The following is a 23,471-nucleotide window of genomic DNA, read 5'->3' as shown; positions in this document are numbered from 1 at the left end:
CTCAACCCAGCAGCACCAACCCCCACACCAGCGCCAGATTGACCAGGCCCAGCAGCTGAGCAGCACTACCCATGTCCTTGGCGCGCTTGGCCAGCGGGTGACGCTCCAGCGACGTATGGTCCACTGCCGCCTCGATCGCCGAATTGAACAGCTCGATGATCAGCGTCGCCAGCGAGCACGCCACCAGCAGTGCCCGCGCCAGTGGCGAGGCAGGCACCACAAACAGCGCCAGCGGGATCAGTACGATGGCGAGCAGGGTCAGTTGACGGAAAGCGTCTTCGTGCCGGAACGCGGCACGCAAGCCGTCCAGCGAATAGCCAAAGGCATTGATCAAGCGTTTGACGCCGGTTTTGCCCTTGAACGGGCTTTCCTGGTGCAAGCTCATGGTGTTCCTGTGTGGTGGGTTCTGGGTGGCGGGCCTTGCCACTGCAGGCGCGATGCCAGACCGGCAGGCAGCCAGGCCTCGCCGCGGGCATCGATCAGCAGCCAGCCGGCCAACCCAAAGCGGTCCGCGTAGCGCGGCGCGGCGCGCGGCCCGGCAAAATAGATCGGTTTGGACGCCACATCAGACAGCAAACCGGCGCGCGGGCCGGGACGGCTGATGACGGACACGGATTGTACGTCACAGCGGCTTTGCGCGTCGCGCGGGTCGATCAGGTGGCAATAACGCCGGCCACTCAACATGAAATAGCGTTGATAGTCACCCGACGTACCGATAGCCTCCCCGTCGGCCAACGCCAGGGTGGCCATTGCCTCCGGCCGGCGCGGGTGGCGGATGCCCACCCGCCACGGCTCGCCCCCCGGCTTGCTGCCCAGCGCAATGACGTTGCCGCCGATATTCAACAATGCCGAGCTGATGCCAGCCTTAAGCAGGCGCTGCCGGCTGCGATCCAGCGCCCAGCCCTTGGCCATGCCGCCAAAATCCAGCTGCACGGCAGGGTTACGACTCAGCCAGCGACCGTCCTGCTGCAATACATCCGCCATCCGCGGCCTGGCCGCCGCCAAGTCGGCCAGCGTGTCGGCCGCCGGCAGGCGCGCGGCGTACTGTTCTGCGTGGAAGCCCCAAGCCGCCACCATCGCGCCGATGGCCGGCGAGAACAGCCCGTCTGTCTGTACCTCCAGTTGCTGCGCCTGGGTCAGCAAGTCGGTCAGCCGCGGCGAGGCTGTGAAGCGTTCGCCGCTGGCGATGGCCAGGTTGGCCGCGTACACCTCGCCACCCGGCTGCCAGGCGTGCAGCTGGCGGTGCAGCCCGTCCAGATCGGCCAGCACCGCCGCCGCGGCGCGCTGTGCGCGGGCCGGGTTGGCGTCGTATACCGTCAGCTCCACGCGGGTACCGAACACATAGCTTTCCTGACGCCATGGCTCCGGCGCACGCTGGCACGCCGCCAGCACCAAAACGACAAAGGCGGCCGAAGCCGCCTGCCATAGCCGGGTTGGCCGCATCAGGCCGCGTGCCCGCAGGCGCGCTCCAGCGCGTCGATGAAGAGGCCCGCCACGTTGATGCCGGCCTGATCCATGATCTCGCGGAAGCAGGTAGGGCTGGTGACGTTGACCTCGGTAAGGTAGTTGCCGATCACGTCCAGCCCGGCCAGCAGGATGCCGCGGCGCTTCAGCTCCGGCGCCAGTGCGGTGGCGATCTCACGATCGCGCTCGCTCAGCGGCCGGGCTTCGCCACGGCCACCGGCTGCCAGGTTGCCACGGGTCTCGCCGTTCTGCGGAATGCGCGCCAGGCAGTAATCTACCGGTACACCATCGATGACCAGCACACGCTTGTCGCCATCGCGGATCTCGGGGATGTAGCGCTGCGCCATCACGGTTTGCGTGCCGTGGTGGCTGACGGTTTCGATAATCACGTTCAGGTTGGGGTCATCCGGCGTGACGCGGAAGATGCCGCTACCGCCCATGCCGTCCAGCGGCTTCAGGATGGCGTCCTGGTGCTGACGCACAAAGCGCTTCAAGCGGTCCGGGCGCGAGGTCACCATGGTGGGGGCGGTCTGTTCGGGAAAGTTCAGGATCGCCAGCTTCTCGTTGAAGTCGCGCAGCGCCTGGCCGCGGTTGAACACACGGGCGCCCTGGGCCTCGGCCAGCGTCAGCAGTTGGGTGGCGTACAGGTATTCCAGGTCGAATGGCGGGTCCTTGCGCATGATGACGGCAGAGAAATTCTGCAGCGTCATGCGCTGGCGCTCGCCCTTCTTGAACCACTCTTTCCCCCCCTTGCCGGTCAACGATACCGGGCAAGCCTCGGTCAGCACCCGCTCGCCTTCCACGTACAGGTCGGCCGCCTCGCAGAACCAGACGGCGTGGTTGCGCTTGTGCGCTTCCTCCATCATGGCAAAGGTGGTGTCCTTGTGGATCTTGAAGCTTTCCAGCGGGTCGGCAATGAACAGGATGTGCATATTGAGGCTTCCAGGGTTGGCCGCAAGGCCGGGTTATTCGGCGTCCGGGTCGGTGGCTTCCAGCTCCAGCGACGCGGCCAACAGTGCCAGCCGTGCCACCACGCCGTAGGCGTAGAAGCGGTTGGGCGGGGCGTCGGGGCCGGCTTTATGGTCGGGCAGGCATGGGGTTTCGAACGACAGCGGCACGAAGTGCATGCCCGGCGCGTTGAGATTCTCGTCCACACCGCGGCCGGTATGCACGCGGTAGAAACCACCCACCACATAGCGGTCCATCATGTACACCACCGGCTCGGCCACGGCGTCGTTGATCGACTCGAACGTATGCACGCCTTCCTGCACGATGACTTCGCTGACTTCCAGGCCTTCTTTCACTACCGACATCTTGTTGCGTGCCTTGCGGTTGAGGCCGATCACCTCTTCCGGTGACTTCACGCTCATCACGCCCATACCGTAGGTACCAGCGTCAGCCTTCACGATCACGTACGGGTCGTGGCTGATACCGTACTCGCGGTATTTGACACGGATGCGGTCCAACATCTGCGCCACGCTTTCGGCCAGCGCGTCTTCGCCCTGACGGGTGTGGAAGTCCAGACCGCCAGTGGCGCTGAAGTAAGGGTTGATCAGCCACGGGTCGATGGAAATCAGCTGCGCGAAGTCGGCTGCCACTTTGTCGTAGGCGGCAAAGTGATTGGTCTTGCGACGCACCGCCCAGCCGGCGTGCAACGGTGGCAGCAGGTTCTGTTCGATGCCGGCCAGTACCGGCGGCAGGCCGGCAGACAAGTCGTTGTTGAGCAGCACGATACACGGGCTGAAGCCGTCGGCCAGCACGACGCGGCTACCACGGCGTTCCATCGGCTCCACGGTGATCACGGCACCGTTGGCCGCGGTCAGCTGCGTCGGCTCGGTGATTTCCGGGTTTAGCGTGCCCAGCCGCACCTTCAGGCCAGCCTGCTCGAAGATGTGCACCAGTGCGGCCACGTTCTGCAGGTAGAAGGTATTGCGGGTATGGTTTTCCGGAATCAGCAGAATGCTTTTGGCCTTGGGGCAGACGCGGTCGACGGCGCTTTGTGCGGCTTGTACCGCTAGCGGCAGGAAATCGGGGTTGAGGTTGTTATGGCCACCGGGGTACAGGTTCATGTCTACCGGCGCCAGCTTGAAACCACTGTTACGCAGGTCCACCGAGCCGTAGAACGGGGCGGCATGGTTGTGCCACTGACTGCGGAACCAGTGTTCGATATGCGGCTGGGCCGTCAGGATGCGGCTCTCCAGCTCCAGCAACGGGCCGGTCAGTGCGGTGGTCAGGTGCGGTACGGTCATGGTGCCCTTTCTGCGGCGAAAGCGGTAATTGATGCATGGTGGGGTCGCGCCGCCACTTATTCAACCCCGTTAATAATAGGGTCCACGCGCCGGCAAAACAAAAAGGCACGCGGGTGCGTGCCTTGGTCGGTTTGATAGCAGCCTTCTTACAGCGGCCAGTCTTCGCCGTACGCTTGCTGGTACAAGGACTTGAGCTTGTCCCAGTCGAAGTAATGGTTCTGCGGGCCGTGGCTGGTGACCTTGATGGCACCCAGCACATTGGCCAGACGACCGGTGATCTTCCAGTCGTAACCGTGCTTGATGCCGTACAGCAGGCCGGCGCGGAATGCATCACCGCAGCCCATCGGGTCAACCGGCTTGATGGGCATTTGTACGCGTGGAATCAAATGAATGGTGTCGTCGACGTAGATCTCGGCGCCCTTGGAGCCGCGGGTCACGATCAGCGCCTTTACCTTGTCTTTCAGCACTTCCACCGGCAGGCCGGCGCGCTCGCGCATCAGTTCGCTCTCGTAATCGTTGATGGCGACGTAGGTGGCCAGTTCGACGATCTCGTTCAGCTCGTCGCGCGACAGCAGCGGCAGCTCCTGGCCCGGGTCGAAAATGAACGGGATACCAGCGGCGTGCAGCTCGCGGGTATGCTGCAGGAAGGCGGCGTGGCCACCGGGCGAGACGATGGCTACCTGCACCGGCTCTTTGACGTCAGCGATGTGGTTGACGGTGGCGTGGTCCATCGAACCGGGGTGGAACGCCATCAGCTGGTTGCCGTCCTTGTCGGCGATGCCGAAGCATTGCGACGTATACTGGCCGCGGATGGTGCGAATGAAGCGGTCATCCACACCGGCGCGCTTCAGGTGCTGGCGGTAAGGCTCGAAGTCCTCGCCGACGGCGCCCATTACCAGCGGCTTTTCACCCAGCAAGCACAGACTGTAGGCAATATTGCCCGCCGGGCCACCAAATTCGCGACGCATGGTCGGCACCTTGAAGGTGGTGGAGATCTTGTGCAGCTGATCGGGCAGGATATGGTTGTCGAAGCGGTCTTCGAAATTGAACAGGGTATCGTAGGCCAGCGCCCCGCAGACGAGAATGGACATGACTCGCGCGCAAACAAAAAAGTAATCGGCGAGTTTATCATGAACGTTTGTTTACGGTCAGCAGCGAACTGCGGCCAACGTGCAGATATCAAAGCACTTTTTACTATCAAAACGGAATAAAAATGCGCACATCCACACGACTGCGACAGACACTGCTGCTGGCCCTGCTAGCCGGGTTCAGCCTGGGGGCGCACGCGGCCGGCGTACTGGACAAGGCCAAGCTCAGCCTGACCAGCGGCCAGCCCGCTGCCTTTGCACCGTTTCAGGGCAAGTATACGGTGGTGAACTTCTGGGCCACTTGGTGTGCGCCGTGCCGGCAGGAAATGCCGATGCTGTCGCGGGTAGCCACCCGCTACGCCAGCAAGGGCATCAAGACGGTGGGCATTGCACTGGATCAGCCGGAGCAGGTGACGGCCTTCCTCAAACAAACCCCGGTGAGCTACCCGATCCTGATGAGTGACGGCGACGGCATCGCCGTGATGCGGCAACTAGGTAACCAGAGCGGTGGCCTGCCCTACACCGTTATCCTGGACGCCAAGGGCAAACCGGTGAAGCAGTTGCTGGGCCTGCTGGACGAAAAGGCGTTACTCAAAACCCTGTCCGCCCTATGACACGTCCGCACCGTTAGCCTGTAGCTGCGGCATGCCCGACAACAGGTTGCGGACAGCCTGACTGTGCTGCTGGCGCAAACGGAGCAGTGACGGCAATTGCTGCTGGACGGCCTCCTCGTCTTGCAGGCACAGCGCCTGCCACATTTGCAGGCTCATCTGCTGCAACTCGGACTGCAGCTGCCCCAGCAAGGCATAGTCCGGGTGGGCGCCATAACGCATCAGGCCGTCGGTACCGTACCAGCGCAAGAACCGTTCACCCAGATCATCATCCCAGCCCCCTCGGGCCTCTCCCCCCTGGGCCATGGCAAACAGCCGATCCAGCTGGGCGCCCAGGTTCAATTCCAGGCCGAACAGGAAGATATCGTCCTGGGTCCAGCGCTTGCGTGCTGTCTGGCGCCAGGCGGGTGGACTTTGCCAGTGCTGACACCAGCTTACGACCTCGTCAGCCGGCATCGGCTTGGCAATGCCATAGCCCTGCGCCACGTCGCACCCCAGATGCAGTAACAAATTGCCTAACTCGATGGTTTCCACGCCTTCTGCCACCAACTCGCGGCTAAAGGCTTCTGACAACCCGATAATGCCCTGCACAATGGCCAGATCATCGCTGCTTTCCAGCATGCTGCGCACGAACGACTGGTCGATCTTGAGCTTGTCGGCCGGCAAGCGCTTCAGGTACAGCAAAGAGGAATAGCCGGTACCGAAGTCGTCCAGCGAAAAGCGCACCCCCAGTGCCTGACAGGTCTGGATCAGGCGGCTCACGTGGTCGATGTCGGACAAAGCTGTACTTTCCAGTACCTCTATTTCCAGCATGCCGCGCGGCACGTCGGGGTGGGCCTCCAGCAGCTCGGCCAGCCGCTCGACAAAATCAGGCTGTTGCAGATGATGAGCCGAAATGTTGACGCTGACCGACAATACCCTGCCCTCGCCGCGCCAGGCAGCCATCTGTTGCAATGCGGTGGCAATCACCCACTCGCCAAGCCGGGTATCCAGGTGGGTATCCTCCACATCCGGCAGGAAAGCGCCCGGCGGCAATACACCACGCTGCGGATGGTGCCAACGCATCAGCGCCTCCATGCCGACGATCTGGCCATCGCGCATATTGACCTTGGGCTGGTAGTACAGCTGCAATTCGCCCTCTTCCAGTGCCAGCGCCAGGCGCTGCAGGCTTTGCAAACGGCTGCGGCTCTGCTTGTCGTGTTCGGCGTCGAAAATCTGGTAGCCATTGCGGCCCAGATCCTTGGCTTTGTACATCGCCTGGTCGGCGTGACGCAGCAAGGTATCGGCATCCTGCTCATCCTGCGGGTACAAGGTAACGCCGATACTGGCCGACACCTGTACCTCGATGTCGCCGATGTCACAAGGTTGAGCCACGGTTTCCAGCACCTGGTGCAGGCTGCGATGGCAGGCATCGATGTCCGGCAAGCCGGATAGCAGCAAGGCGAACTCGTCGCCTCCCAGACGCGCGACGGTATCCCCCCCCCGCATCACCCCTTGCAAGCGCTCGGCAATGCGGATCAGCAGTTGGTCGCCAACATCGTGGCCGTAGCGATCATTGACGCGCTTGAAACCGTCGAGGTCCATGAAACATATGGCCAGCCACTGCTCGCTGCGGGCTGCCTGGGCAATAGCCACCCGCATGCGGTCGCCCAGCAGCACGCGGTTGGGTAGCTGGGTCAGCGGGTCGTGATGCGCCATGCGGTCCAGACGGGCTTCCTGCTCTTTCATCACCGTAATGTCGGCAAATACCGCGATATAGTGACGCACGGCCCCCTGCTGGTCATAAATGACCGATATCGATAGCAGCACCGGATACAGGGTACCGTCCTTGCGCCGGTTCCACACTTCGCCCTGCCAGTGCCCCTGCTGCTGCAGGGTGTCGGCGATGGCCTGATAGAAAGCCGGCTCATGGCGACCGGAATAAAAATGCGCCGGCAACTGGCCCACCACTTCGTCCCGGCGATAACCGCTTATCTCACACAAGGCGCGGTTGACATCGACCACCCGCCCGCTGGCATCGGCAATCACAATGCCTTCACGCGAATGCTTGAACACGCCGGCCAGCAATTGCAGCCGGCCTTCAGCCCGACGCAGGTCGGAGATATCGTTCCAGGCACCGATGATGCCGGCAATTTCGCCGTCTTCGTCGTAAAACACATCTTTGGAAAAAATGACGTGCCTCTGCTGGCCGTGCTGGTCGGTCAGCAAGCCCGGATATTCCTGATGGCCCTGCCCCGCATGCAAAGCTTCGTCGTGGCGGGCGTGCAAGGCGGCCAACTCTGCCGGCCACAGTTCGGCGGCCATCTTGCCGCGGATATCTCGCCGGCTCAGGCCGGTAACACGGGCAAACGCGTCGTTGCAGCCCATGTAGCGGCCCTGCGCGTCCTTGTAGAATACCGGCATCGGCATGGCTAACAGCAGCATGTCGGTAAAGCGCTGGCTCTTGGCCCATTTTTCATCGGCCGACTGCACCGCCACCGCCATGCGGTTGAACGCCAGCCCCAGGCGGCCAACCTCATCCACACCATCCTCCGGAGCGCGCACCGAGAACGTGCCGTTACCCAGCGACTCGGCAGCCCGGGTCAGGCGCTTCAGACGGCGTACGATCCACAGCGTGATCAGTACCATCCAGATGGTGGCCAGGACGCCAGCAACGATGACGATCGGCGCGGTGCGCTGCACGAAGTTGATGAAGATCTGCCGCACTTCGGCAACACGCAAGCCCAAGCTGACCTCGCCCTGGATCAGCTTGAAACGGGTATCGAACAAGGCGTCGTCATGACCGCCGATTTCGGCGTCGGGCTCCGGTATCGCGGTTTCATGCCCGCTGCTAGCCATCACCCGTCCGCTGCTGTCGCGTACTACCAGATAAGCCAGGTCACTGGAGCGCGTCAGTTCGTCCACGATTTCCTGCAAGGTGCTGTAGTCACGCTCCAGCACCGGCGCCACCAAGGCGGCGCGCAATTCAACCTGCAGGCTGCCCAGGCGCGCCCGCGTCTGTTCGACCACCATCTCCCGCATCATGTGCACGCTTTGCCACGCAATGCTGGCGAACAGCAGCAGCTGCACAACGAACAAGGCGGGGATGATGATCCAGGCCAGCGAGCGGGGGCGCAGGTCGATTGCCATTATTTCAGCATGACCTTCAGGTCCTGCACATACGGGTCCAGCGCCTTCATGTCCGCCGGTGCGATTTCCTTCAGCCCGTCATGCCCCAGCTCCTTGCTGAACACCTTGCCCAGTTCGGTCTGATTGGCAAACTGCAGCAACTGGCTGCGCAATGCCATGATGCGCTCTTGCCCCAGACGCTTGTGTGCCAGGTAGAGCAAAGGCGTGGTCTGTGGCAAACGCTTCATGATGCGCACCCGTGCCGTGGTGCCCGGGTGCAGTTGCCGCATCGCCGTCACCGAAATGATGGCCGCTTCGGACTCGCCATTCAGCAACGCTTGTACCGAGTTGGCGTGGCTGCCGGCGGGGCGGATGGTCACGTCGCGTCCGGGTTCCAGCCCGTTCTGCGACAGATAGCGGTGCGCCGCGAGGGTAAGGTTAGCCAGCTTGTCACTGGTCGACACCACCTTGTTACGCAAGGCGTCTACCTCCTGCGGGCCATCAAGACGGGTCACCAGCAGGGGCTCGAGATTGGTTAGCGGACGGGCCAGCGGGATATAGCCGTAGTCAAGCTGCGCGAGTCGGCCAAAATATGGCGAGGTGGCGATAATGTCGTAGCGCCCTTTGCGGGTACGCTCCAGGTAGCTCTGGTAATCGGGAGCAGACTCCAGCAGCACCGGTGTGCCCAGCGACAACTGCAATTGAGCCCGCATCGGCTCGTACAGCTCAGCCAGCTTGCGTGCCGACAGATACGGCACGACGCCCAGCACCAGCATGTCTGCCGCGAACGCAGCCGGGGCCAGACAGCAACAAGCCAGACACAGCAACAGGAATTTTCTGGCCATTCGGCATTCCCTTATCATTTTGGTGGTAATTCACTCGTCACGCAGACAGCAAACCCCGTGACCTGCGTTTAAATAGTTCAGGCCATCGCTTATGAATGTAACGCGAACTGCGCCGCCCAATCTAGCATTTCAATAAATATGAATTTTTGATTTGGGCAAATTTTAGCGGCAATTAGTTTTTTTATGGCAAAAATGCCGCAATTCATTCAATTGAAATGCCAAAAGAATATAACAAGAGAATAAAAAAAGACTGCCGCAAAATGCGGCAGTCCCCTCGCCTACTGACAATACGGTCGGGACGCATTCACTGCCCCGCCTGTCGAGCGCTTGTTCAATAAATCAGATGCTGGCGGCCAACCTCGCACCCTGGTCGATGGCACGCTTGGCGTCCAGCTCGGCGGCCACATCGGCACCACCAATCAGGTGTACCGGCTTGCCCGCGTCCAGCAGCGGCTGCTGCAGCTCGCGCAGCGGGTCCTGGCCGGCGCAAATGATCACGTTGTCCACCGCCAGTACCTGCGGCTCGCCTTTAATAGTCACGTGCAGGCCGGCGTCGTCGATCTTGTCGTAGCTAACACCCGGAATCATGGTGACGTTCTTCATCTGCAGGCTGGCGCGGTGGATCCAGCCGGTGGTCTTGCCCAAGCCTTCCCCTACCTTGCTGCTCTTGCGCTGCAGCAGGTACACCTCACGCGGGCTGGGGTGCGGCTGCGGGCCGCTGGCCGCCAGGCCGCCTGCTGTGGTGACGTCCATGTCTACACCCCACTCCTTCATGAAGGTGGGCACATCCTGCGACGGGCGGGTGCCTTCGTGGGTCAGGTACTCGGCCACGTCGAAACCGATGCCGCCAGCGCCGATGATGGCCACCTTGCGGCCAACCTCGCGGCGATGCTTCAGCACATCGAGGTAGCTCAGCACCTTCGGGTGGTCGATACCAGCGATCGGCGGCTGACGCGGGCTAATGCCGGTAGCCAGGATCACTTCGTCAAAAGCCGCCAGATCCGCCGCGGCAACACGGGTATTCAGCTGCAGCGTAACGCCGGTCTTGTCGATACGACGGCCGAAGTAACGCAGCGTCTCGTAAAACTCTTCCTTGCCCGGCACCTGCTTGGCCACGTTGAATTGGCCGCCGATCTCGCTGCCGGCGTCAAACAGCGTCACATCGTGGCCGCGCTCGGCGGCGATGGTGGCAAACGCCAGGCCGGCCGGGCCGGCACCAACCACCGCCAGCTTTTTCGGCGTAGCGGTCGGCAGGTAGTTGAGTTCGGTTTCACGACAGGCGCGCGGGTTCACCAGGCAGCTGGTGAGTTTGCCTTGGAAGATGTGGTCGAGACAGGCCTGGTTGCAGCCGATACAGGTATTGATCTCGTCGGCACGGCCCTGCTCGGCCTTGATCACGAACTCGGGGTCGGCCAGGAACGGGCGCGCCATCGACACCATGTCGGCGCAGCCTTGCGCCAGGATGTCTTCGGCCACCTCGGGGGTGTTGATGCGGTTGGTGGTGATCAGCGGAATGCCCACTTTGCCCATCAGGCGCTTGGTCACCCAGGCAAAGCCGCCGCGCGGCACGCTGGTGGCGATGGTCGGTACCCGCGCTTCGTGCCAGCCGATACCGGTATTGATGATGTTGGCGCCGGCTTTTTCCACCTCGGCGGCCAACTGTTCCACTTCACCCCAGGTGCTACCGTTATTGACCAAGTCCAGCATCGACAGCCGGTAGATGATGATGAATTCACGCCCTACCGCCTCGCGCACGGCACGCAATACCGCCAGCGGGAAGTGGATGCGGTTTTCGAAGCTACCACCCCAGCCGTCGGTACGCTTGTTGGTGTGCTGTGCGATGAACTGGTTGATCAGGTAGCCTTCCGAGCCCATCACTTCCACGCCGTCGTAACCGGCTTGCTGGGCCAGGCGGGCGCAGCGGGCAAAATCGGCGATGGTGCGCTGGATGTCGTCTTCGGACATTTCGCGCGGGCGGTAAAAATTGATCGGCGCACAAATGGGTGACGCCGATACCAGGTTTTCCTGGAAGCTGTAACGGCCGGTATGCAGGATCTGCATCGCGATCTTGCCGCCGGCTGCGTGTACGGCGTCGGTCACGATGCGGTGGTGCGGCACTTCGGCCTCGTCGGCCAGCATCGAGGCCCCTTCGGCCACGCGGCCTTCTTCGTTCGGCCCCACGCCGCCGGTCACGATCAGGCCCACGCCACCACGCGCGCGTTCGGCGTAGAACGCGGCCATTTTCTCGAAGCCTTGCGGTGCTTCTTCCAGACCGGTGTGCATGGAACCCATCAACACACGGTTTTTCAGCGTGGTAAAGCCCAGGTCCAGCGGTGCCAGCAAGTGCGGGTAAGCCGTCATGATGTTCGTCCTCGTGTTGGTTGCGCGGCAACAGCAGGCAGTCACCGCGGCACTGCATTCGTTATAGGGTGTCCAGTGTGCGAGAAAAGATACTTACTAGTTAGTAAGCTGTCAATGCGCGCACCGCGCCATGACAAATGAACACCGCGCGGCGGGCGCGGAATCGCCTAGAATGAGTGCACATTTCCATAAAATCAGGGAGCGCCACATGTGCCAAAGCCATCAAATTGAACTCGCCACCACCCAGCTCGGGCGTCGTCGTTTTGTACAGCTGGCCACGCTAGGCGGTAGCGCCGCGCTGCTGGGCAGCTTCCTGCCCGCCACGGCTGACGCTGCCGGCGGTACCGACGCGCTGTTGCTGTCGTGCATGGACTACCGGCTGGTCGACGAGACCGAAGCCTTCATGGCAGGCCGCGGCATGAAAAACAAGTACGACCACATCGTGCTGGCCGGCGCCTCGCTGGGCGCCATCACCAGCAAGTTTCCGGCCTGGAACCAGGCGTTCTGGGAGCACCTGGACGTGGCGATCAGCCTGCACCACATCCACAAGGTGATGATTCTGGATCACCGTGACTGCGGCGCCTACAAGGTGGTACTGGGCGAAGACTTCGGCAAACTACCCGAGAAAGAAACCCAGGTCCACGCCGAAACCCTGATGGCGCTGCGCAAGCAGATTCTGGCCAAGTACCCGCAGCTGCAAGTGGAAACCTACCTGATGGCACTGGACGGCAGCGTTCAGCAGGTGCTGCCCAAGGCCTGAGCGCTACCCGCAAATGCAAAGCCCCGCGTCTTGGCGCGGGGCTTTGTCATGCCGGCGGCAGCGGGCTACCGTTCAGGCGCTGATGCGGTTGAGCCAGGCCAGCAGGTCGGCCTCCAGTTGGGCACGGTTGGTTTCGTTGTGCATCTCGTGGCGGCCACCCGGGTAGACCGTGACCGTCACGTCCTGCAAGCCGGCGGCGCGATAGCGTTTGGCCAACTGCCCCAGCCCGAATTTGCCCAGGCTGACCGGGTCCCGGCTGCCGGCCTGCAACCATACCGGACACGCCTTGGGCAGGGCGCGGCCGTCAGCCTCGCCTTTTTCCATATCGATGATGCCGCCAAACAAATCTATCCACAGCTGCGGGGTAGGATGTTGGCCGCATAGCGGGTCGGCAATGTAGGCGTCGACCTGCGCCGGGTCGCGGCTGAGCCAGTCCAGCCGGGTACGCGCCGGCAGGAAACCCAGGTTGAAGCTGCCAAACACCAGCGTAGTCATGAACGGGTTAGGCCGGTCGGCGCCCCCCAGCCTGGCGGCCAACCTGGCCACGCCGCGCATGACGCGCGCCAGATGGCGCTGGCGATAGCCGGTCGCCGACAGCACCAGGCCGGCCAGCCGCTGACCGTGGCGCAGCATGAAGGCGCGGGCGATGAAACTGCCCATGCTGTGACCGAACAAAACCACCGGGCGCTCGTGACGCTGGCGGGCGTAGTCCACCACCGTGCGCAGGTCGTCCACCACCTGCTGCCAGCCACCGTGGGCGGCAAACCAGCCCGGAATGACCGCATGGCGGCCGTGACCACGGTGGTCGTGCGCGTACACGGCATAGCCGGCCGCCACCAGGTGCCCGGCCAGCGCGTGGTAGCGGCCGGCATGTTCGCTCATACCATGGCTGATCACCACCACGGCGCGTGGCGTACCGGCCGGCAGCCAGCACAGGCCGTGGAGGGTGGCGTCGTCGCTTGCGGCGAGGGTGAAGGCCTGGCTTGCCGTCATGATGGGTCCTTGTAGGGGTCAGAACTTGTCGGCGCGCAGTACGCCGACATCCGACACATAGAGTATCAGGCCGTAGTCGGCCAGGTAGGCCTGTTCGCAGCGCAGCGCGATGGCCTCTGCCACTTGTGCATCGCATACCACATCGATGCGGATATTGCGGTCGAAGCTCCATGCCCCGCCCTGCACGCCATGGGCGCCACCGCCCCGCGCGTCCACCACGGTATAACCGTGGGCGCCCAGGCGCTGGATATCGCGCACCAGGCGCTCTTCCAGCACCGACTCGGTGACGATGGTCAGCAGTTTTTTGTTATGAAACGGCATGATGGTCCTTTCAGGCGTAGGCCAGCTGCGCCAGCCACAGGTAGAGCGGAATGCCCAGCAGCAGGTTGAACGGGAAGGTCACCCCCAGGCTGGCGGCCAGCGAGATGGCCGGGTTGGCCTCCGGCACGGCAATACGCATGGCGGCCGGGGCGGCAATATACGATGCCGACGCGCACAGCGTGGCCAGCAGCATGGCCCCGCCCACCGACAGCCCCATCAGCATGGCCACGCCCAGACCGATTGCGGCAAACAGCAACGGCATCAGCAGCGCCATCGCCACCAGGAATGCACCGCTCTTGCGCAGGCCGGACAGCTTGCCGGCGGTCAGCAGGCCCATCTCCAGCAGAAACAGCGACAGCACCGGCTTGAACAGGTCGATATACAGCGGCGACAGGCTCTTGATACCGTCGACACCGGCCAGCCAGCCGATCAGCAGGCCGCCGATCAGCAACACCATGCTCTTGCCCAAAAACACCTCGTGGCCCAGCCGTGCCCACTTGACGCGGCGCTCGCCACCCAGCCGTGCCAACAACACGCCCACCACCAGCGCCGGCATTTCCATCACCGCCAGAAACACCGTCAGCTGCGGCTCTGCCTCCACCCCTTGGCGCGCCAGGTAGGCGGTGGCCACGGCAAACGTCACTACGCTGACCGAACCGTAATGCGCGGCGGTGGCCGCCGCGTCGGCGCGGCCCAGTTTCAGCCGCAACAGGGCAAAAGCCAGCAGCGTTAGCACCGCGCCCAGCAGGATGACGCTGGCTACCTGCCACAGCACGGCAGCGCCGGCCAGCTTGGACAGCGCCACGCCGCCCTTCAGACCAATGGCAATCAGCAGGAACACCGACAGCGTCTCGTACAGCGCCGGTGGCAGTTTGAGGTCGGACTTGGCCAGCGCGGCCAACAAGCCCAAGATGAAGAACAGTACGACGGGGTCCAGCGTCATCGGAATGCCTCGCAAGATGGATTGGCGCCATCATAACGCAAGCAAAAGCAACGCCAACCCTTTGCTGAACAGGGGTTTACCGCGCCATAGCACCAGGGAAACCCGGCGGCTACCGCATCAACTGCGCATGCGGTTGGTATCGAAGGCCGGATTGCGCAAGGACGTCAGCACGTGGTCGCGCCAGGCGCCGTTGAGGAACAGGTAATCCTTGGCCTGGCCTTCGACTTCGAAGCCCAGTTTTTCCAGCAGGCGGGCACTGCGTGCGTTATTGGGCTGATAGTTGGCCTGGATGCGGTGCAACGCCAGCTCGCCAAACGCGTAGTCGATCACCGCTTGTACCGCTTCCGCCATCATGCCCTGGCCTTCAAAGCCATGATCGATGCTGTAGCCCAGGTGGCAGGCCTGAAAGGCGCCGCGCACGATATTGCTGAGGTGAACGGTACCGATTACCTGCCCCGGCTGCTTGTCGTGCATCACCAGAAACAGCGCACCACGGCCGTTGCGAAACTCCTCGATGTGCTCGCGCAGGCGCATGCCCCAGAACAGCTCGGTAAAGTACATGTCGCCACGGGTAGGCTCCCACGGCGCCAGGTGCGCACGGTTGCGCAGCTGGTAATCGCGCACGGCACGCGCCCACGGCGCTTCGGGCGGCAGCAATTGCAGGCGGGCGGTACTCAACATCGGCTGACTGGCCATCGACTTGGCTCCATCGATAATGCGTAAAGACGGCAAGTATGCCACCAGTGCCGCGCTGTAGCAGCAAAATTACGGCCAGCCCCGGCATCTGCCAGCGTGGCTGCCGCGCGCCGCAGCGCCATGGCAAAACACCCGCCGTCCAGCAGGTGGACGACGGGTGTCGATACGACCAGGGCTAGCCTGGCGGCCAACCGTGGTAACAGGCTCAGCCGGTCAGGCGTTCGAGCGCTTCGCGGTATTTGGCGGCGGTTTTCTCGCGCACGTCCAGCGGCACTTGCGGCGCCGGCGGCTGCTTGTTCCAGCCGGAAGCCTCCAGCCAGTCGCGCACGAACTGCTTGTCGAACGACGGCGGGGTGCTGCCTTCCGCATAGCTGTCAGCCGGCCAGAAGCGGCTGGAATCCGGGGTCAGCGCTTCGTCCATCAGCACCAGCGTACCGTCGGCGTCCAGACCGAACTCGAACTTGGTATCGCAAATGATGATGCCGCGCTTGGCCGCGAACTCGGCAGCGGTCTTGTACAGCAGGATGGCGGTGTCACGCACCTTGGCGGCCAGCTCGGTGCCAACAATGGCTTCACACTGGGCGTAGGTGATGTTCTCGTCGTGATCGCCCACCGCCGCCTTGGTGGACGGGGTGAAGATCGGCTGCGGCAGCTTGCTGGATTCCTGCAGGCCAGCCGGCAGCGCGATGCCGCACACGGTGCCGGACTTCTGGTATTCCTTCCAGCCGGAGCCGGCCAGATAGCCGCGCACCACGGCTTCGATCATCACCGGCTTCAGGCGCTTGGCCACCACGGCACGGCCGGCTACCAGCGGCAGCTCGGCCGCAGCCACCACGTCTTCCACTTTGTCGCCGGTGAGGTGGTTCGGCACCACGTCTTTCAGCGTATCGAACCAGAAGTTGGAGATGGCGGTGAGGATCTGGCCCTTGCCCGGAATCGGGTCGTCCAGGATCACGTCGAAGGCGGACAGGCGGTCGCTGGCCACCATCAGCATGCGCTGGTCGTCGATTTCGTACAGGTCGCGTACTTTACCCGAGTAGATTTTTTTCAGGCTGGTCAGTTGGGTCATGAAACTTCCTTCACAAAACAAAAAGCGACGCCTTGTGGGCGTCGCCTGAATGCTTACAGCGTATCTTTCAGTGCACGGGCCTGTTCCAGCGCGTCGTCAACGCTGGCTGCCAGCACGCAGTAGTGGCCCATCTTGCGGCCAACGCGCGCCTGCTTTTTACCGTACAGGTGCAGGTGGGCGTTGGGGGCTTCCATCAGCACCGCCCAGTTGGGCTCGCCACCGTCGTCCTGCCACACATCGCCCAGCAGGTTCACCATCACCACCGGTGACAACAGGCCGGTATTGCCCGGCAGCAGGCCGCACATGACGCGCACTTGTTGCTGGTACTGGTCGGTGACGCAAGCGTCGATGGTGTAGTGGCCGGAGTTGTGCGGGCGCGGTGCGATTTCGTTTACCACCAGGCTGTCGTCGCCCAGTACAAAGAATTCCACTGCCAGTACGCCGACGTAATCCAGTGCCTCGGCCAGCTGCTTGGCGTATTGCTGGGCGCGTGCGGCCAACTCGGGCGCAATGCGCGCCGGTACGATGGACTCGTCCAGAATGCCGTTCTTGTGGATGTTCTCCGCTACCGGGAACACCGCCACTTGCGCCGGGCTGGTGCGGGTGACAATGGCGGACACTTCCAGCTTCAGGTCCAGCATCTTTTCCAGCACACAGGCCTGGCCGCCCAGATTGGCGTAAGCGGCGCGGGCTTCGTCGGCGGTTTTCACGCGTACCTGGCCCTTGCCGTCGTAGCCCAGACGCGCGGTCTTGAGGATGCCCGGCAGGTAGGGCGCCAGGTCGACCTGGATGTCTTCCACGCTCTCGATGGCCAGATACGGCGCCGTCGGCAGGCCGGCCTTGTTGATCCAGCTTTTCTCGGCAATGCGGTCCTGGGCAATGGCCACGCAGTCGCCGGACGGCGACACGCGGGTGGTCTTGGCCAGCAGACGCATGGCGTCGGCGTTGACGTTTTCGAACTCGGTGGTGACGGCGGCACAGCTGCGCGCCAGCGTAGCCAGCGCCTCGGCGTCGTCAAAGGCGGCACACAGGTGCACGTCGGCAAAGTCGGCAGCCGGTGCATTCGCATCCGGGTCCAGTACCGTCACGCGGTAGCCCATGCGCTTGGCAGCGGTCACGAACATGCGGCCCAGCTGGCCACCGCCGAGAATACCCAGCATGGCCGGTGGCAGGATGGCGGGCATTACTGCACCTCCGGCAGGGTCATGGCCAGCACGGTTTCTTCCTGCTGCTTGCGGAAAGCTTTCAGTTTGGCGGCCAACTCCGGCTGGCTGTTGGCCAGCATGGCCACGGCGTACAGTGCGGCGTTGGCGGCACCGGCTTCGCCGATGGCGAAGGTGGCCACCGGAATGCCCTTCGGCATCTGCACGATGGACAGCAGCGAGTCTTCGCCACGCAGGTACTTGGACGGTACCGGCACACCCAGCACCGGGATGTGGGTCTTGGCTGCCAGCATGCCCGGCAGGTGGGCGGCGCCACCAGCGCCGGCGATGATGGCCTTCAGGCCACGCGCTTCGGCGGTATCGGCGTACTGGAACAGCAGGTCGGGGGTACGGTGGGCGGAGACGACGCGGGTTTCAAAGGCAACACCGAAGTCTTTCAGTACGCGTGCGGCGTTCTGCATGACTTCCCAGTCGCTGTTGCTACCCATCACGATGCCAACTTCGATCATGGAGGCGGATTCCGTCAAGAAGGGGGAAAAGCGGAATTTTACCTGATTTGGCAAGGGCTTGCCGCCGCGATTTTCCTTCCCCGGAAGCATCTTCCGGGCAAGAAAAAGCCGCCCCGAAGGCGGCGTTGGCTGGCGACAGGCGGTTTACAGGGTGGCCAACTGTTGCTGCGCACGCTGCGCCGCGGGGGTGCCGGGGTACTGCTTGATGATCTTGCGCAAGGTCAGCCGGGCCTGGTCTTTCTGCTCCAGTTGCAGCTGGTTGCCGGCCATCAGGCGCAACGCTTCGGCGGCTTTCGGGTGTTTCGGGTACTGCTCGGCAAAACGGCGCTGGATATCGATAGCGGCGCTGTACTGCTTCAGCGCGGTATGCGCCACCCCCATCCAGTAGCTGGCTTCTTGCGCCTGCTCGCTACCCGGATAGCTATCGGTCACCGCTTTCAGCAGCGGCAGCGACTTGGCGAAGTCGCGTGCACGCAGCACTTCCAGCCCCTTGGCTAGGGCTGCGTCGGCCGGGTTGGCCGCCGCCTGCTCGGCCACCGGCGCTTCGGCTTGCGGCTGGCTGGCGTCGCGCAGCTGCTTTTCCACTTTGCCCAGGCGCAGGTCCATATCGTTATAGAGGTCGTTCTGCCGCTTTTGCGTCTCGGCCACCTGGTGCTGCAACACCTCGTTCTGGCCACGCAACGTCGCCATTTCGCCTTTGAGCAGGGTGACCTGGTTCACCAGATCCAGCAGGCGCTGGTTGGCCAGTTTGGCTTCCACATCGGACAGGCGGGCGCTGGCTTGCTGGTTGCTGCTGGCCAGTTTGGTTTCCAGCTCCTGCCGCGCCTGCTCCAGGTCGGTCGTGGTGGCGCAGGCACCCAGCATGACGGGCAACAACAGGGGGATCAGTCGGTTACGCATGGCAAAGGGCTTCTGTGAAAAAAACAATCCGGGAAGCGTGACGCGTTCCCGGATGCGGGTCAAGTAAGTGGCCTCAGTCCGGCTTACTGGTAGATGAAATCCGCACGGCGGTTTTGCGCGTGATCGGCTTCGGTGCTACCGGTGGCGCGCGGTTTTTCCATGCCCAGGCTAACGGCTTCCACCTGCTCCGGCTTCACGCCCAGCACTTCCAGCGATTGCTTCACGCTTTCGGCACGGCGCTGGCCCAGCGCCAGGTTGTACTCGCGGCTGCCGCGAACGTCGGTATTACCCTGTACCAGCACGTGGCCCTTGTACTTACCCAGGTAAGCGGCATGGGCTTCGACGACGCCCTTGTACTCGTCTTTGATGGCCGACTGGTCAAAGTCGAAGAACACGCTCTTGCCGTTGACACCGGCAAACGCGGCCGCTTCTGCGCCGGCGGCGTCCACCTGGGCTACCGGCTGCACCGGGTTCAGCGCGGTATTGCCGCTGCTGCCGGTATTGGCACTGCTGCCCTTGTCAGACACCACGGGTGCCGTGGTGCCGGCCTGCCCCCCAGGGTTGGTACTGGCGCAAGCGCTCAGCAGGGCGGCGGCGGCGATGACGGCAAAGGGTAGGACTTTCATGCAAGGCTCCTTTATTCAGCTGGGCCGCCTGGCGGCCGGATGGTGACGATGTTGCTGATTGGATGGACTTTTGTCCAAAACTAAAGTTCCACCCCGATGATGTCAAGGGTTGAACGGGCCCCAGGCTGCGTCTTGCACCTGGCCTTCCAGTACCCCCAGTTTCACGCGGCCGGGGTGCTGGGTGGATGCGGCGTACAACACGCTGCGGCCGCCTTCGTCGCTGGCGTACAGCACCATCTTGCCGTTGGGCGCAAAGCTGGGCGATTCGTCGTAGGCACTGCTGCTGATCATGCGGGTGTCACCACTGGCCAGGTCTTGCAGTATCACCTTGAAACGACCGCCTTCACGGGTAACGTAGGTCAGCTGGCGACCATCCGGCGAAAAGGCCGGCGACACGTTGTAGGCGCCCTGGTAAGTAATGCGGCGCACGGTTTTGCTGCCGTCCAATGCTTGTACATAAATCTGTGGCCCGCCGCTGCGGTCGGAAACAAACGCCATCTGGCGGCCGTCCGGGCTGAACACCGGTTCGGTATCGATAGCATCACTATAGGAGAAACGGCTCAGACCAGTGCCATCGGCATTGATCAGGTAAATCTGCGAATTCCCGCTAAGGGTGAGCACGATAGCCAGACGGCGGCCGTCCGGGCTCCAGGTGGGCGCCGAGTTGCTGCCCTTGAAGTTGGCCAGCAGGCGGCGCTGGCCGGTGGCCAGGTCCTGGATGTAGATCACCGGTTTCTTGTTTTCGAACGACACGTAAGCCAGACGGCTGCCGTCCGGGCTCCAGGCCGGCGAGATGATGGGTTCGGCGGAACGCAATACCGTCTGCGCACGGCGGCCGTCCACGTCGGCCACCTGCAGTCGCGATTCGCGCCCTTTTTGCACCACGAAGGCAATGCGGCTGGCAAACAGGCTCTTGCCGCCCAGCAGCGCTTCGTAGGTCATGTCGGCAATACGGTGCGCCACGTCGCGCAGCTGCGAGCTGTGCACGTCAAACTCGGCGGCCAGCTTCTGTTCGCGCGGGTTGACGGTGTCGGCCCAGAACGTCAGGCGCAGCATGCCGTTATCGAGCTTGCTGACCTTGCCGTACAGCACGGCGCGGCTACCGTTCTGCAGCCACGGTGCGGTGTCGAATGCCTGCGGCGACGCCGGCAACGCCACACCAGCAGGCGCCTCCAGCAAACCGAACAGCCCGGTCATCGCCAGGTCGCTCTTGACGGTCTGGGTCACTGCCTCCGGCAGCCACTCTTCGTTCTGCAACGGCAAGATGGTCAGCGGGTAGCGGTTGCTGCCGCCACCGACGATGTCCACGGTCAGGTCGGCACGCGCCGGCGCCACCAGCACCATGGCCAGCAGCAAGGCGTGCAGGATAAAAGCGATCAGTCGTTGCAAGGCATTACTCCTTGGGACGGAAATTGAGGGTGATGCGGCGATAGTCGGCAAACTCGGCCCCCTTGGGCAGCGGCGGGAAGCGCTTCACTTCGGCCAGCGCCGCCAGTACCGCCTGGTCCCAGGCCGACGAACCGCTGCTGCGCAGGATACGGCTGCTACGGATCTCCAGCGTCGGCAGGATGATCACTTCCACCACCGCCTCCGGGTTGCCCTTGATGCCGTCCGGCAGCACCACATACGGCCGCACCCGGTTGCGTACCGACTCGCCATATTGCTGTTTCAGGTCCGGCTGGCCGTTGGCCGCACCATTTTTGCTGCCCACCTTGGCGCCAGCCTGACTGGTTTTGGCATTACCCGGGCCGGGCGGCAGGTTATCCAGCTCGGCCAACAGATCGTCGGTTTTCACACCGGGGGCCGGTTTGGCCGCTGTTTTGCTGGCAGGCGCAGGGTTGGCCGCAGCGGCCGGCTTGGCCTTGCTGTCGGGGCGCTGCGCCGGCTTGGTCTCCGGTTTGGCTTCCGGCTTCGCCGGTTTCACCGGTTCCGGTTTGGGCGGCGGCGGTTTGGGCGTCGGCTGCGGTTTGATCTTGTCGGGTTTGGCGGCTTGCAGTTTCACGTCGGCCGCCGGGTTATCCGCCACCAACGACGGCGGCGCCACTTTCGCTACCGGTGCCGGGGCTGGCTTCACCGGCGCGGGCGGCGGCGGGGCGGGTTCTGCAGGCTGGGGGGCCAGAATCGGCTGCGCGCCACCGGCCCACAGTTCCACCGCCAGCGGCGGCGGCGTGTCCAGTTTTTGCGGCGCGGCCGACCACCACAGGCACAGCAGCACCAACAGATGCAATGCACCAGAAAACAGCCAGGAAGCGATGCCCGGCTCGCGTGCGGCTGCCATCAGCTACCCTGCTGGCGCACCGTCAGCGCCACCCGCTGGATACCGGCCGCGTGCAGTTTATCGGCCACTTTCACCACTTCGCTGTACTTGAGATCCTGGTGGGCAGTGACCACCACCGGGCGGCTGTCTTTCAGCCTTGCCTGCACCATGCCGATCAGCGCATCCAGGTTGGCAGCCGGCTCGCGCTTGCCGCCTTCGCCGACAAAATAATCACCGTTGGCTTCAATACTGATTTCCAGCGGCGTGGTGTCCACCTGCGCGGCACGGCTGACGCTGGGCACGTCGATGACGCCGGGCGTGAACATGGGCGCGGTGACCATGAAGATCACCAGCAGCACCAGCATCACGTCAATGTAAGGCACCACATTCATCTGGTTCATCATGCGGCGCGGGCGGCGTTGCAACATGGCGGTATCCTGATTCAATAAACAAGCCGATGGTAACACCGGCAGCGCACAAACACATGCCGGACAGACTGCGCGCCGGCGGCCAGGTTCCTGCGCGCCGGCTTACAGTTTGCGCAGCAGCGTCATGCCATCGCCCATCGGCAGGATGCACAGGCTGACACGCGGGTCGTTGACCAGCGCGTCGTTGAAGGCGCGCATGATGGGGACGCTGCGCGGGTGGTCCGGCTGCGGGTCTACCACACGGCCATTGAGCAGGATGTTGTCGATGGCGATGATGCCGCCCGGGCGCACCAGCTGCAGGCAGGTTTCGTAGTATTCCGGGTAGTTGTTCTTGTCGGCGTCGATGAAGGCCAGGTCGAAGGTACCGGCCTGGCCCTGCGCCAGCAACATGGCCAGCGTGCGCACTGCCGGTTGCACGTACAGGTCGATGCGGCCATCCACGCCGGCTTCGGCCCAGTACTGGCGCGCGATGGTGGTGAATTCGGTGCTCATGTCGCAGCACACGGTACTGCCCTGCTCGCCCATGGCCAGGGTGACGGTCAGCGCGCTGTAGCCGGTAAAGGTACCGATTTCCAGATAACGGCGGGCGCCGGTCAAGCCCACCAGCCAGGTGAGGAACTGCCCCTGCTCCGGCGCAATCTGCATCTTGGCCAGGCGATGGGTGGCAGTGAACTCGCGCAGTGCGCGCTGTACCGGGTGTTCGCGTACCCCCACCTGCAACAGGTAGTCAGCAACGTCGGCACCCATGGTCATGGTTTGTCTGGTCATGCCAATGCTCAAAAAAAACAAACGCCCTTGCGGGCGTCATGGTCTGTCCGCTACACGGCAAGCCGTGCGGGCGGGTCACTCCGGCTGGTAAACGTACGGTTTTTGCGGCACGCGGGATTCTTTCCAGCGGCGCAGGTCGTCCAGATCCAGCTTGCGCTCCCACCAGGTCAGGCGCAGTTCGCGACGTTCGGTATCGACTTGCGGGTTCTGTTCCAGAAAGCCGTTCATGAAAGCGGTAAAGTCGGATTGGTACACGGTATCTTCCCCCGGTTAACGTTGGCCGCAATTGTAGCGCAAAAGCAGCGGCAGGAC

24 protein-coding genes are annotated in these 23,471 nt (G+C 63.2%); 2 read left to right on the top strand and 22 right to left on the bottom strand.

All coding sequences use genetic code 11. The annotated features are described in order from the left end of the window. Nucleotide 1 precedes the first annotated feature (1 nt). The 5 genes from FLQ03_RS05660 to FLQ03_RS05640 all read right to left on the bottom strand — a co-directional run bounded on the left by FLQ03_RS05660 (nt 2) and on the right by FLQ03_RS05640 (nt 4,804). Nucleotides 2-385 (bottom strand): diacylglycerol kinase, encoded by a 384-nt coding sequence (locus FLQ03_RS05660; RefSeq protein WP_144372308.1) that lies wholly within the window; start codon nt 383-385, stop codon nt 2-4. Further along, nucleotides 382-1,341 carry an FAD:protein FMN transferase gene (locus FLQ03_RS05655; protein WP_240802205.1) on the bottom strand — a complete coding sequence of 320 codons (960 nt, stop codon included), beginning with the start codon at nt 1,339-1,341 and terminating at the stop codon, nt 382-384. Before FLQ03_RS05655 ends, FLQ03_RS05660 begins: the two co-directional genes overlap by 4 nt. Nucleotides 1,342-1,442: 101 nt before the next feature. Continuing rightward, nucleotides 1,443-2,396, bottom strand: coding sequence for a glutathione synthase (gene gshB / locus FLQ03_RS05650; protein ID WP_144372306.1), 954 nt, complete (start codon nt 2,394-2,396; stop codon nt 1,443-1,445). Nucleotides 2,397-2,429: 33 nt separating this feature from the next. Next, nucleotides 2,430-3,713: a glutamate--cysteine ligase gene (gene gshA / locus FLQ03_RS05645; protein ID WP_144372305.1), complete on the bottom strand. Its 1,284-nt coding sequence runs from the start codon at nt 3,711-3,713 to the stop codon at nt 2,430-2,432. 146 nt (nt 3,714-3,859) lie between these two features. After that, complete coding sequence (locus FLQ03_RS05640; protein ID WP_144372304.1) at nt 3,860-4,804, bottom strand: carbohydrate kinase family protein; 945 nt, start codon at nt 4,802-4,804, stop codon at nt 3,860-3,862. A 122-nt stretch (nt 4,805-4,926) separates the two neighbouring features. Here FLQ03_RS05640 and FLQ03_RS05635 point away from each other — a divergent pair, with 122 nt between their 5' ends. Next, complete coding sequence (locus FLQ03_RS05635; protein ID WP_144372303.1) at nt 4,927-5,415, top strand: TlpA family protein disulfide reductase; 489 nt, start codon at nt 4,927-4,929, stop codon at nt 5,413-5,415. On the opposite strand, the gene FLQ03_RS05630 is transcribed toward FLQ03_RS05635, so the two are convergent. The 3 genes from FLQ03_RS05630 to FLQ03_RS05620 all read right to left on the bottom strand — a co-directional run bounded on the left by FLQ03_RS05630 (nt 5,410) and on the right by FLQ03_RS05620 (nt 11,726). Then, a complete protein-coding gene (locus tag FLQ03_RS05630) occupies nt 5,410-8,541 on the bottom strand; it encodes an EAL domain-containing protein (protein WP_144372302.1) in 3,132 nt (1,043 codons plus the stop codon). The genes FLQ03_RS05635 and FLQ03_RS05630 overlap by 6 nt on opposite strands. Then, nucleotides 8,541-9,365 carry a phosphate/phosphite/phosphonate ABC transporter substrate-binding protein gene (locus tag FLQ03_RS05625; protein WP_170252316.1) on the bottom strand — a complete coding sequence of 275 codons (825 nt, stop codon included), beginning with the start codon at nt 9,363-9,365 and terminating at the stop codon, nt 8,541-8,543. The genes FLQ03_RS05630 and FLQ03_RS05625 overlap by 1 nt, the downstream gene beginning before the upstream one ends. A gap of 339 nt (nt 9,366-9,704) precedes the next feature. Beyond that, nucleotides 9,705-11,726 (bottom strand): NADPH-dependent 2,4-dienoyl-CoA reductase, encoded by a 2,022-nt coding sequence (locus FLQ03_RS05620; RefSeq protein ID WP_144372300.1) that lies wholly within the window; start codon nt 11,724-11,726, stop codon nt 9,705-9,707. Nucleotides 11,727-11,934: 208 nt separating this feature from the next. Here FLQ03_RS05620 and FLQ03_RS05615 point away from each other — a divergent pair, with 208 nt between their 5' ends. Beyond that, nucleotides 11,935-12,486: a carbonic anhydrase gene (locus tag FLQ03_RS05615; protein WP_144372299.1), complete on the top strand. Its 552-nt coding sequence runs from the start codon at nt 11,935-11,937 to the stop codon at nt 12,484-12,486. Between the two features lie 72 nt (nt 12,487-12,558). Here the strand turns inward: FLQ03_RS05615 and FLQ03_RS05610 are convergent, their stop codons facing one another. The 14 genes from FLQ03_RS05610 to FLQ03_RS05545 all read right to left on the bottom strand — a co-directional run bounded on the left by FLQ03_RS05610 (nt 12,559) and on the right by FLQ03_RS05545 (nt 23,414). Beyond that, on the bottom strand, nt 12,559-13,479 hold the full coding sequence (locus FLQ03_RS05610) for an alpha/beta hydrolase (protein WP_144372298.1): 921 nt from the start codon (nt 13,477-13,479) through the stop codon (nt 12,559-12,561). A gap of 18 nt (nt 13,480-13,497) precedes the next feature. Next, nucleotides 13,498-13,800 (bottom strand): P-II family nitrogen regulator, encoded by a 303-nt coding sequence (locus tag FLQ03_RS05605; protein WP_144372297.1) that lies wholly within the window; start codon nt 13,798-13,800, stop codon nt 13,498-13,500. Nucleotides 13,801-13,810: 10 nt separating this feature from the next. After that, nucleotides 13,811-14,743 (bottom strand): sodium-dependent bicarbonate transport family permease, encoded by a 933-nt coding sequence (locus FLQ03_RS05600; RefSeq protein WP_144372296.1) that lies wholly within the window; start codon nt 14,741-14,743, stop codon nt 13,811-13,813. A gap of 117 nt (nt 14,744-14,860) precedes the next feature. Further along, entirely contained in the window at nt 14,861-15,439 is a 579-nt protein-coding gene (locus tag FLQ03_RS05595) for a GNAT family N-acetyltransferase (protein WP_144372295.1), read from the bottom strand. Nucleotides 15,440-15,644: 205 nt separating this feature from the next. Continuing rightward, nucleotides 15,645-16,508: a phosphoribosylaminoimidazolesuccinocarboxamide synthase gene (locus FLQ03_RS05590; RefSeq protein ID WP_144372294.1), complete on the bottom strand. Its 864-nt coding sequence runs from the start codon at nt 16,506-16,508 to the stop codon at nt 15,645-15,647. A 53-nt stretch (nt 16,509-16,561) separates the two neighbouring features. Further along, nucleotides 16,562-17,692, bottom strand: coding sequence for a 5-(carboxyamino)imidazole ribonucleotide synthase (locus tag FLQ03_RS05585; RefSeq protein WP_144372293.1), 1,131 nt, complete (start codon nt 17,690-17,692; stop codon nt 16,562-16,564). Further along, on the bottom strand, nt 17,692-18,180 hold the full coding sequence (gene purE / locus FLQ03_RS05580) for a 5-(carboxyamino)imidazole ribonucleotide mutase (protein WP_144372292.1): 489 nt from the start codon (nt 18,178-18,180) through the stop codon (nt 17,692-17,694). Before purE ends, FLQ03_RS05585 begins: the two co-directional genes overlap by 1 nt. A 144-nt stretch (nt 18,181-18,324) precedes the next feature. Next, entirely contained in the window at nt 18,325-19,080 is a 756-nt protein-coding gene (locus FLQ03_RS05575) for a YbgF trimerization domain-containing protein (protein WP_144372291.1), read from the bottom strand. Between the two features lie 83 nt (nt 19,081-19,163). Then, a complete protein-coding gene (locus FLQ03_RS05570; RefSeq protein WP_144372290.1) occupies nt 19,164-19,706 on the bottom strand; it encodes an OmpA family protein in 543 nt (180 codons plus the stop codon). Nucleotides 19,707-19,808: 102 nt separating this feature from the next. Continuing rightward, nucleotides 19,809-21,095, bottom strand: coding sequence for a Tol-Pal system beta propeller repeat protein TolB (gene tolB / locus FLQ03_RS05565; RefSeq protein ID WP_240802204.1), 1,287 nt, complete (start codon nt 21,093-21,095; stop codon nt 19,809-19,811). A gap of 4 nt (nt 21,096-21,099) precedes the next feature. After that, on the bottom strand, nt 21,100-21,984 hold the full coding sequence (locus tag FLQ03_RS19535; RefSeq protein ID WP_144372289.1) for an energy transducer TonB: 885 nt from the start codon (nt 21,982-21,984) through the stop codon (nt 21,100-21,102). Continuing rightward, nucleotides 21,984-22,391, bottom strand: a complete 408-nt coding sequence (locus FLQ03_RS05555) for a biopolymer transporter ExbD (RefSeq protein WP_144372288.1) — start codon at nt 22,389-22,391, stop codon at nt 21,984-21,986. Before FLQ03_RS05555 ends, FLQ03_RS19535 begins: the two co-directional genes overlap by 1 nt. 102 nt (nt 22,392-22,493) lie before the next feature. Beyond that, on the bottom strand, nt 22,494-23,159 hold the full coding sequence (locus tag FLQ03_RS05550) for a class I SAM-dependent methyltransferase (RefSeq protein ID WP_144372287.1): 666 nt from the start codon (nt 23,157-23,159) through the stop codon (nt 22,494-22,496). A gap of 75 nt (nt 23,160-23,234) precedes the next feature. Then, nucleotides 23,235-23,414, bottom strand: coding sequence for a DUF3460 family protein (locus tag FLQ03_RS05545; RefSeq protein ID WP_144372286.1), 180 nt, complete (start codon nt 23,412-23,414; stop codon nt 23,235-23,237). Nucleotides 23,415-23,471: the final 57 nt, after the last annotated feature.

It is taken from the genome of Vogesella urethralis, assembly GCF_007644045.2.
GTDB lineage: Bacteria > Pseudomonadota > Gammaproteobacteria > Burkholderiales > Chromobacteriaceae > Vogesella > Vogesella urethralis.
The sequence above is the reverse complement of the archived record's forward strand: the minus strand, read 5'-3'. Positions and strand labels throughout refer to the sequence as shown.

Excerpts from the sequence above, each read along its gene's own strand:
- FLQ03_RS05660 (WP_144372308.1), bottom strand. The coding sequence starts at position 385 with ATGAGCTTGCACCAGGAAAGCCCGTTCAAGGGCAAAACCGGCGTCAAA.
- FLQ03_RS05570 (WP_144372290.1), bottom strand. The coding sequence starts at position 19,706 with ATGAAAGTCCTACCCTTTGCCGTCATCGCCGCCGCCGCCCTGCTGAGC.
- FLQ03_RS05620 (WP_144372300.1), bottom strand. The coding sequence starts at position 11,726 with ATGACGGCTTACCCGCACTTGCTGGCACCGCTGGACCTGGGCTTTACC.
- purE (WP_144372292.1), bottom strand. The coding sequence starts at position 18,180 with ATGATCGAAGTTGGCATCGTGATGGGTAGCAACAGCGACTGGGAAGTC.
- FLQ03_RS05605 (WP_144372297.1), bottom strand. The coding sequence starts at position 13,800 with ATGCCGTTTCATAACAAAAAACTGCTGACCATCGTCACCGAGTCGGTG.
- FLQ03_RS05575 (WP_144372291.1), bottom strand. The coding sequence starts at position 19,080 with ATGCGTAACCGACTGATCCCCCTGTTGTTGCCCGTCATGCTGGGTGCC.
- FLQ03_RS05550 (WP_144372287.1), bottom strand. The coding sequence starts at position 23,159 with ATGACCAGACAAACCATGACCATGGGTGCCGACGTTGCTGACTACCTG.
- FLQ03_RS05625 (WP_170252316.1), bottom strand. The coding sequence starts at position 9,365 with ATGGCCAGAAAATTCCTGTTGCTGTGTCTGGCTTGTTGCTGTCTGGCC.
- FLQ03_RS05640 (WP_144372304.1), bottom strand. The coding sequence starts at position 4,804 with ATGTCCATTCTCGTCTGCGGGGCGCTGGCCTACGATACCCTGTTCAAT.
- FLQ03_RS05610 (WP_144372298.1), bottom strand. The coding sequence starts at position 13,479 with ATGACGGCAAGCCAGGCCTTCACCCTCGCCGCAAGCGACGACGCCACC.
- FLQ03_RS05600 (WP_144372296.1), bottom strand. The coding sequence starts at position 14,743 with ATGACGCTGGACCCCGTCGTACTGTTCTTCATCTTGGGCTTGTTGGCC.
- gshB (WP_144372306.1), bottom strand. The coding sequence starts at position 2,396 with ATGCACATCCTGTTCATTGCCGACCCGCTGGAAAGCTTCAAGATCCAC.
- FLQ03_RS05635 (WP_144372303.1), top strand. The coding sequence starts at position 4,927 with ATGCGCACATCCACACGACTGCGACAGACACTGCTGCTGGCCCTGCTA.
- FLQ03_RS19535 (WP_144372289.1), bottom strand. The coding sequence starts at position 21,984 with ATGGCAGCCGCACGCGAGCCGGGCATCGCTTCCTGGCTGTTTTCTGGT.
- gshA (WP_144372305.1), bottom strand. The coding sequence starts at position 3,713 with ATGACCGTACCGCACCTGACCACCGCACTGACCGGCCCGTTGCTGGAG.
- FLQ03_RS05615 (WP_144372299.1), top strand. The coding sequence starts at position 11,935 with ATGTGCCAAAGCCATCAAATTGAACTCGCCACCACCCAGCTCGGGCGT.
- FLQ03_RS05585 (WP_144372293.1), bottom strand. The coding sequence starts at position 17,692 with ATGCCCGCCATCCTGCCACCGGCCATGCTGGGTATTCTCGGCGGTGGC.
- FLQ03_RS05555 (WP_144372288.1), bottom strand. The coding sequence starts at position 22,391 with ATGTTGCAACGCCGCCCGCGCCGCATGATGAACCAGATGAATGTGGTG.
- FLQ03_RS05590 (WP_144372294.1), bottom strand. The coding sequence starts at position 16,508 with ATGACCCAACTGACCAGCCTGAAAAAAATCTACTCGGGTAAAGTACGC.
- FLQ03_RS05595 (WP_144372295.1), bottom strand. The coding sequence starts at position 15,439 with ATGGCCAGTCAGCCGATGTTGAGTACCGCCCGCCTGCAATTGCTGCCG.
- FLQ03_RS05630 (WP_144372302.1), bottom strand. The coding sequence starts at position 8,541 with ATGGCAATCGACCTGCGCCCCCGCTCGCTGGCCTGGATCATCATCCCC.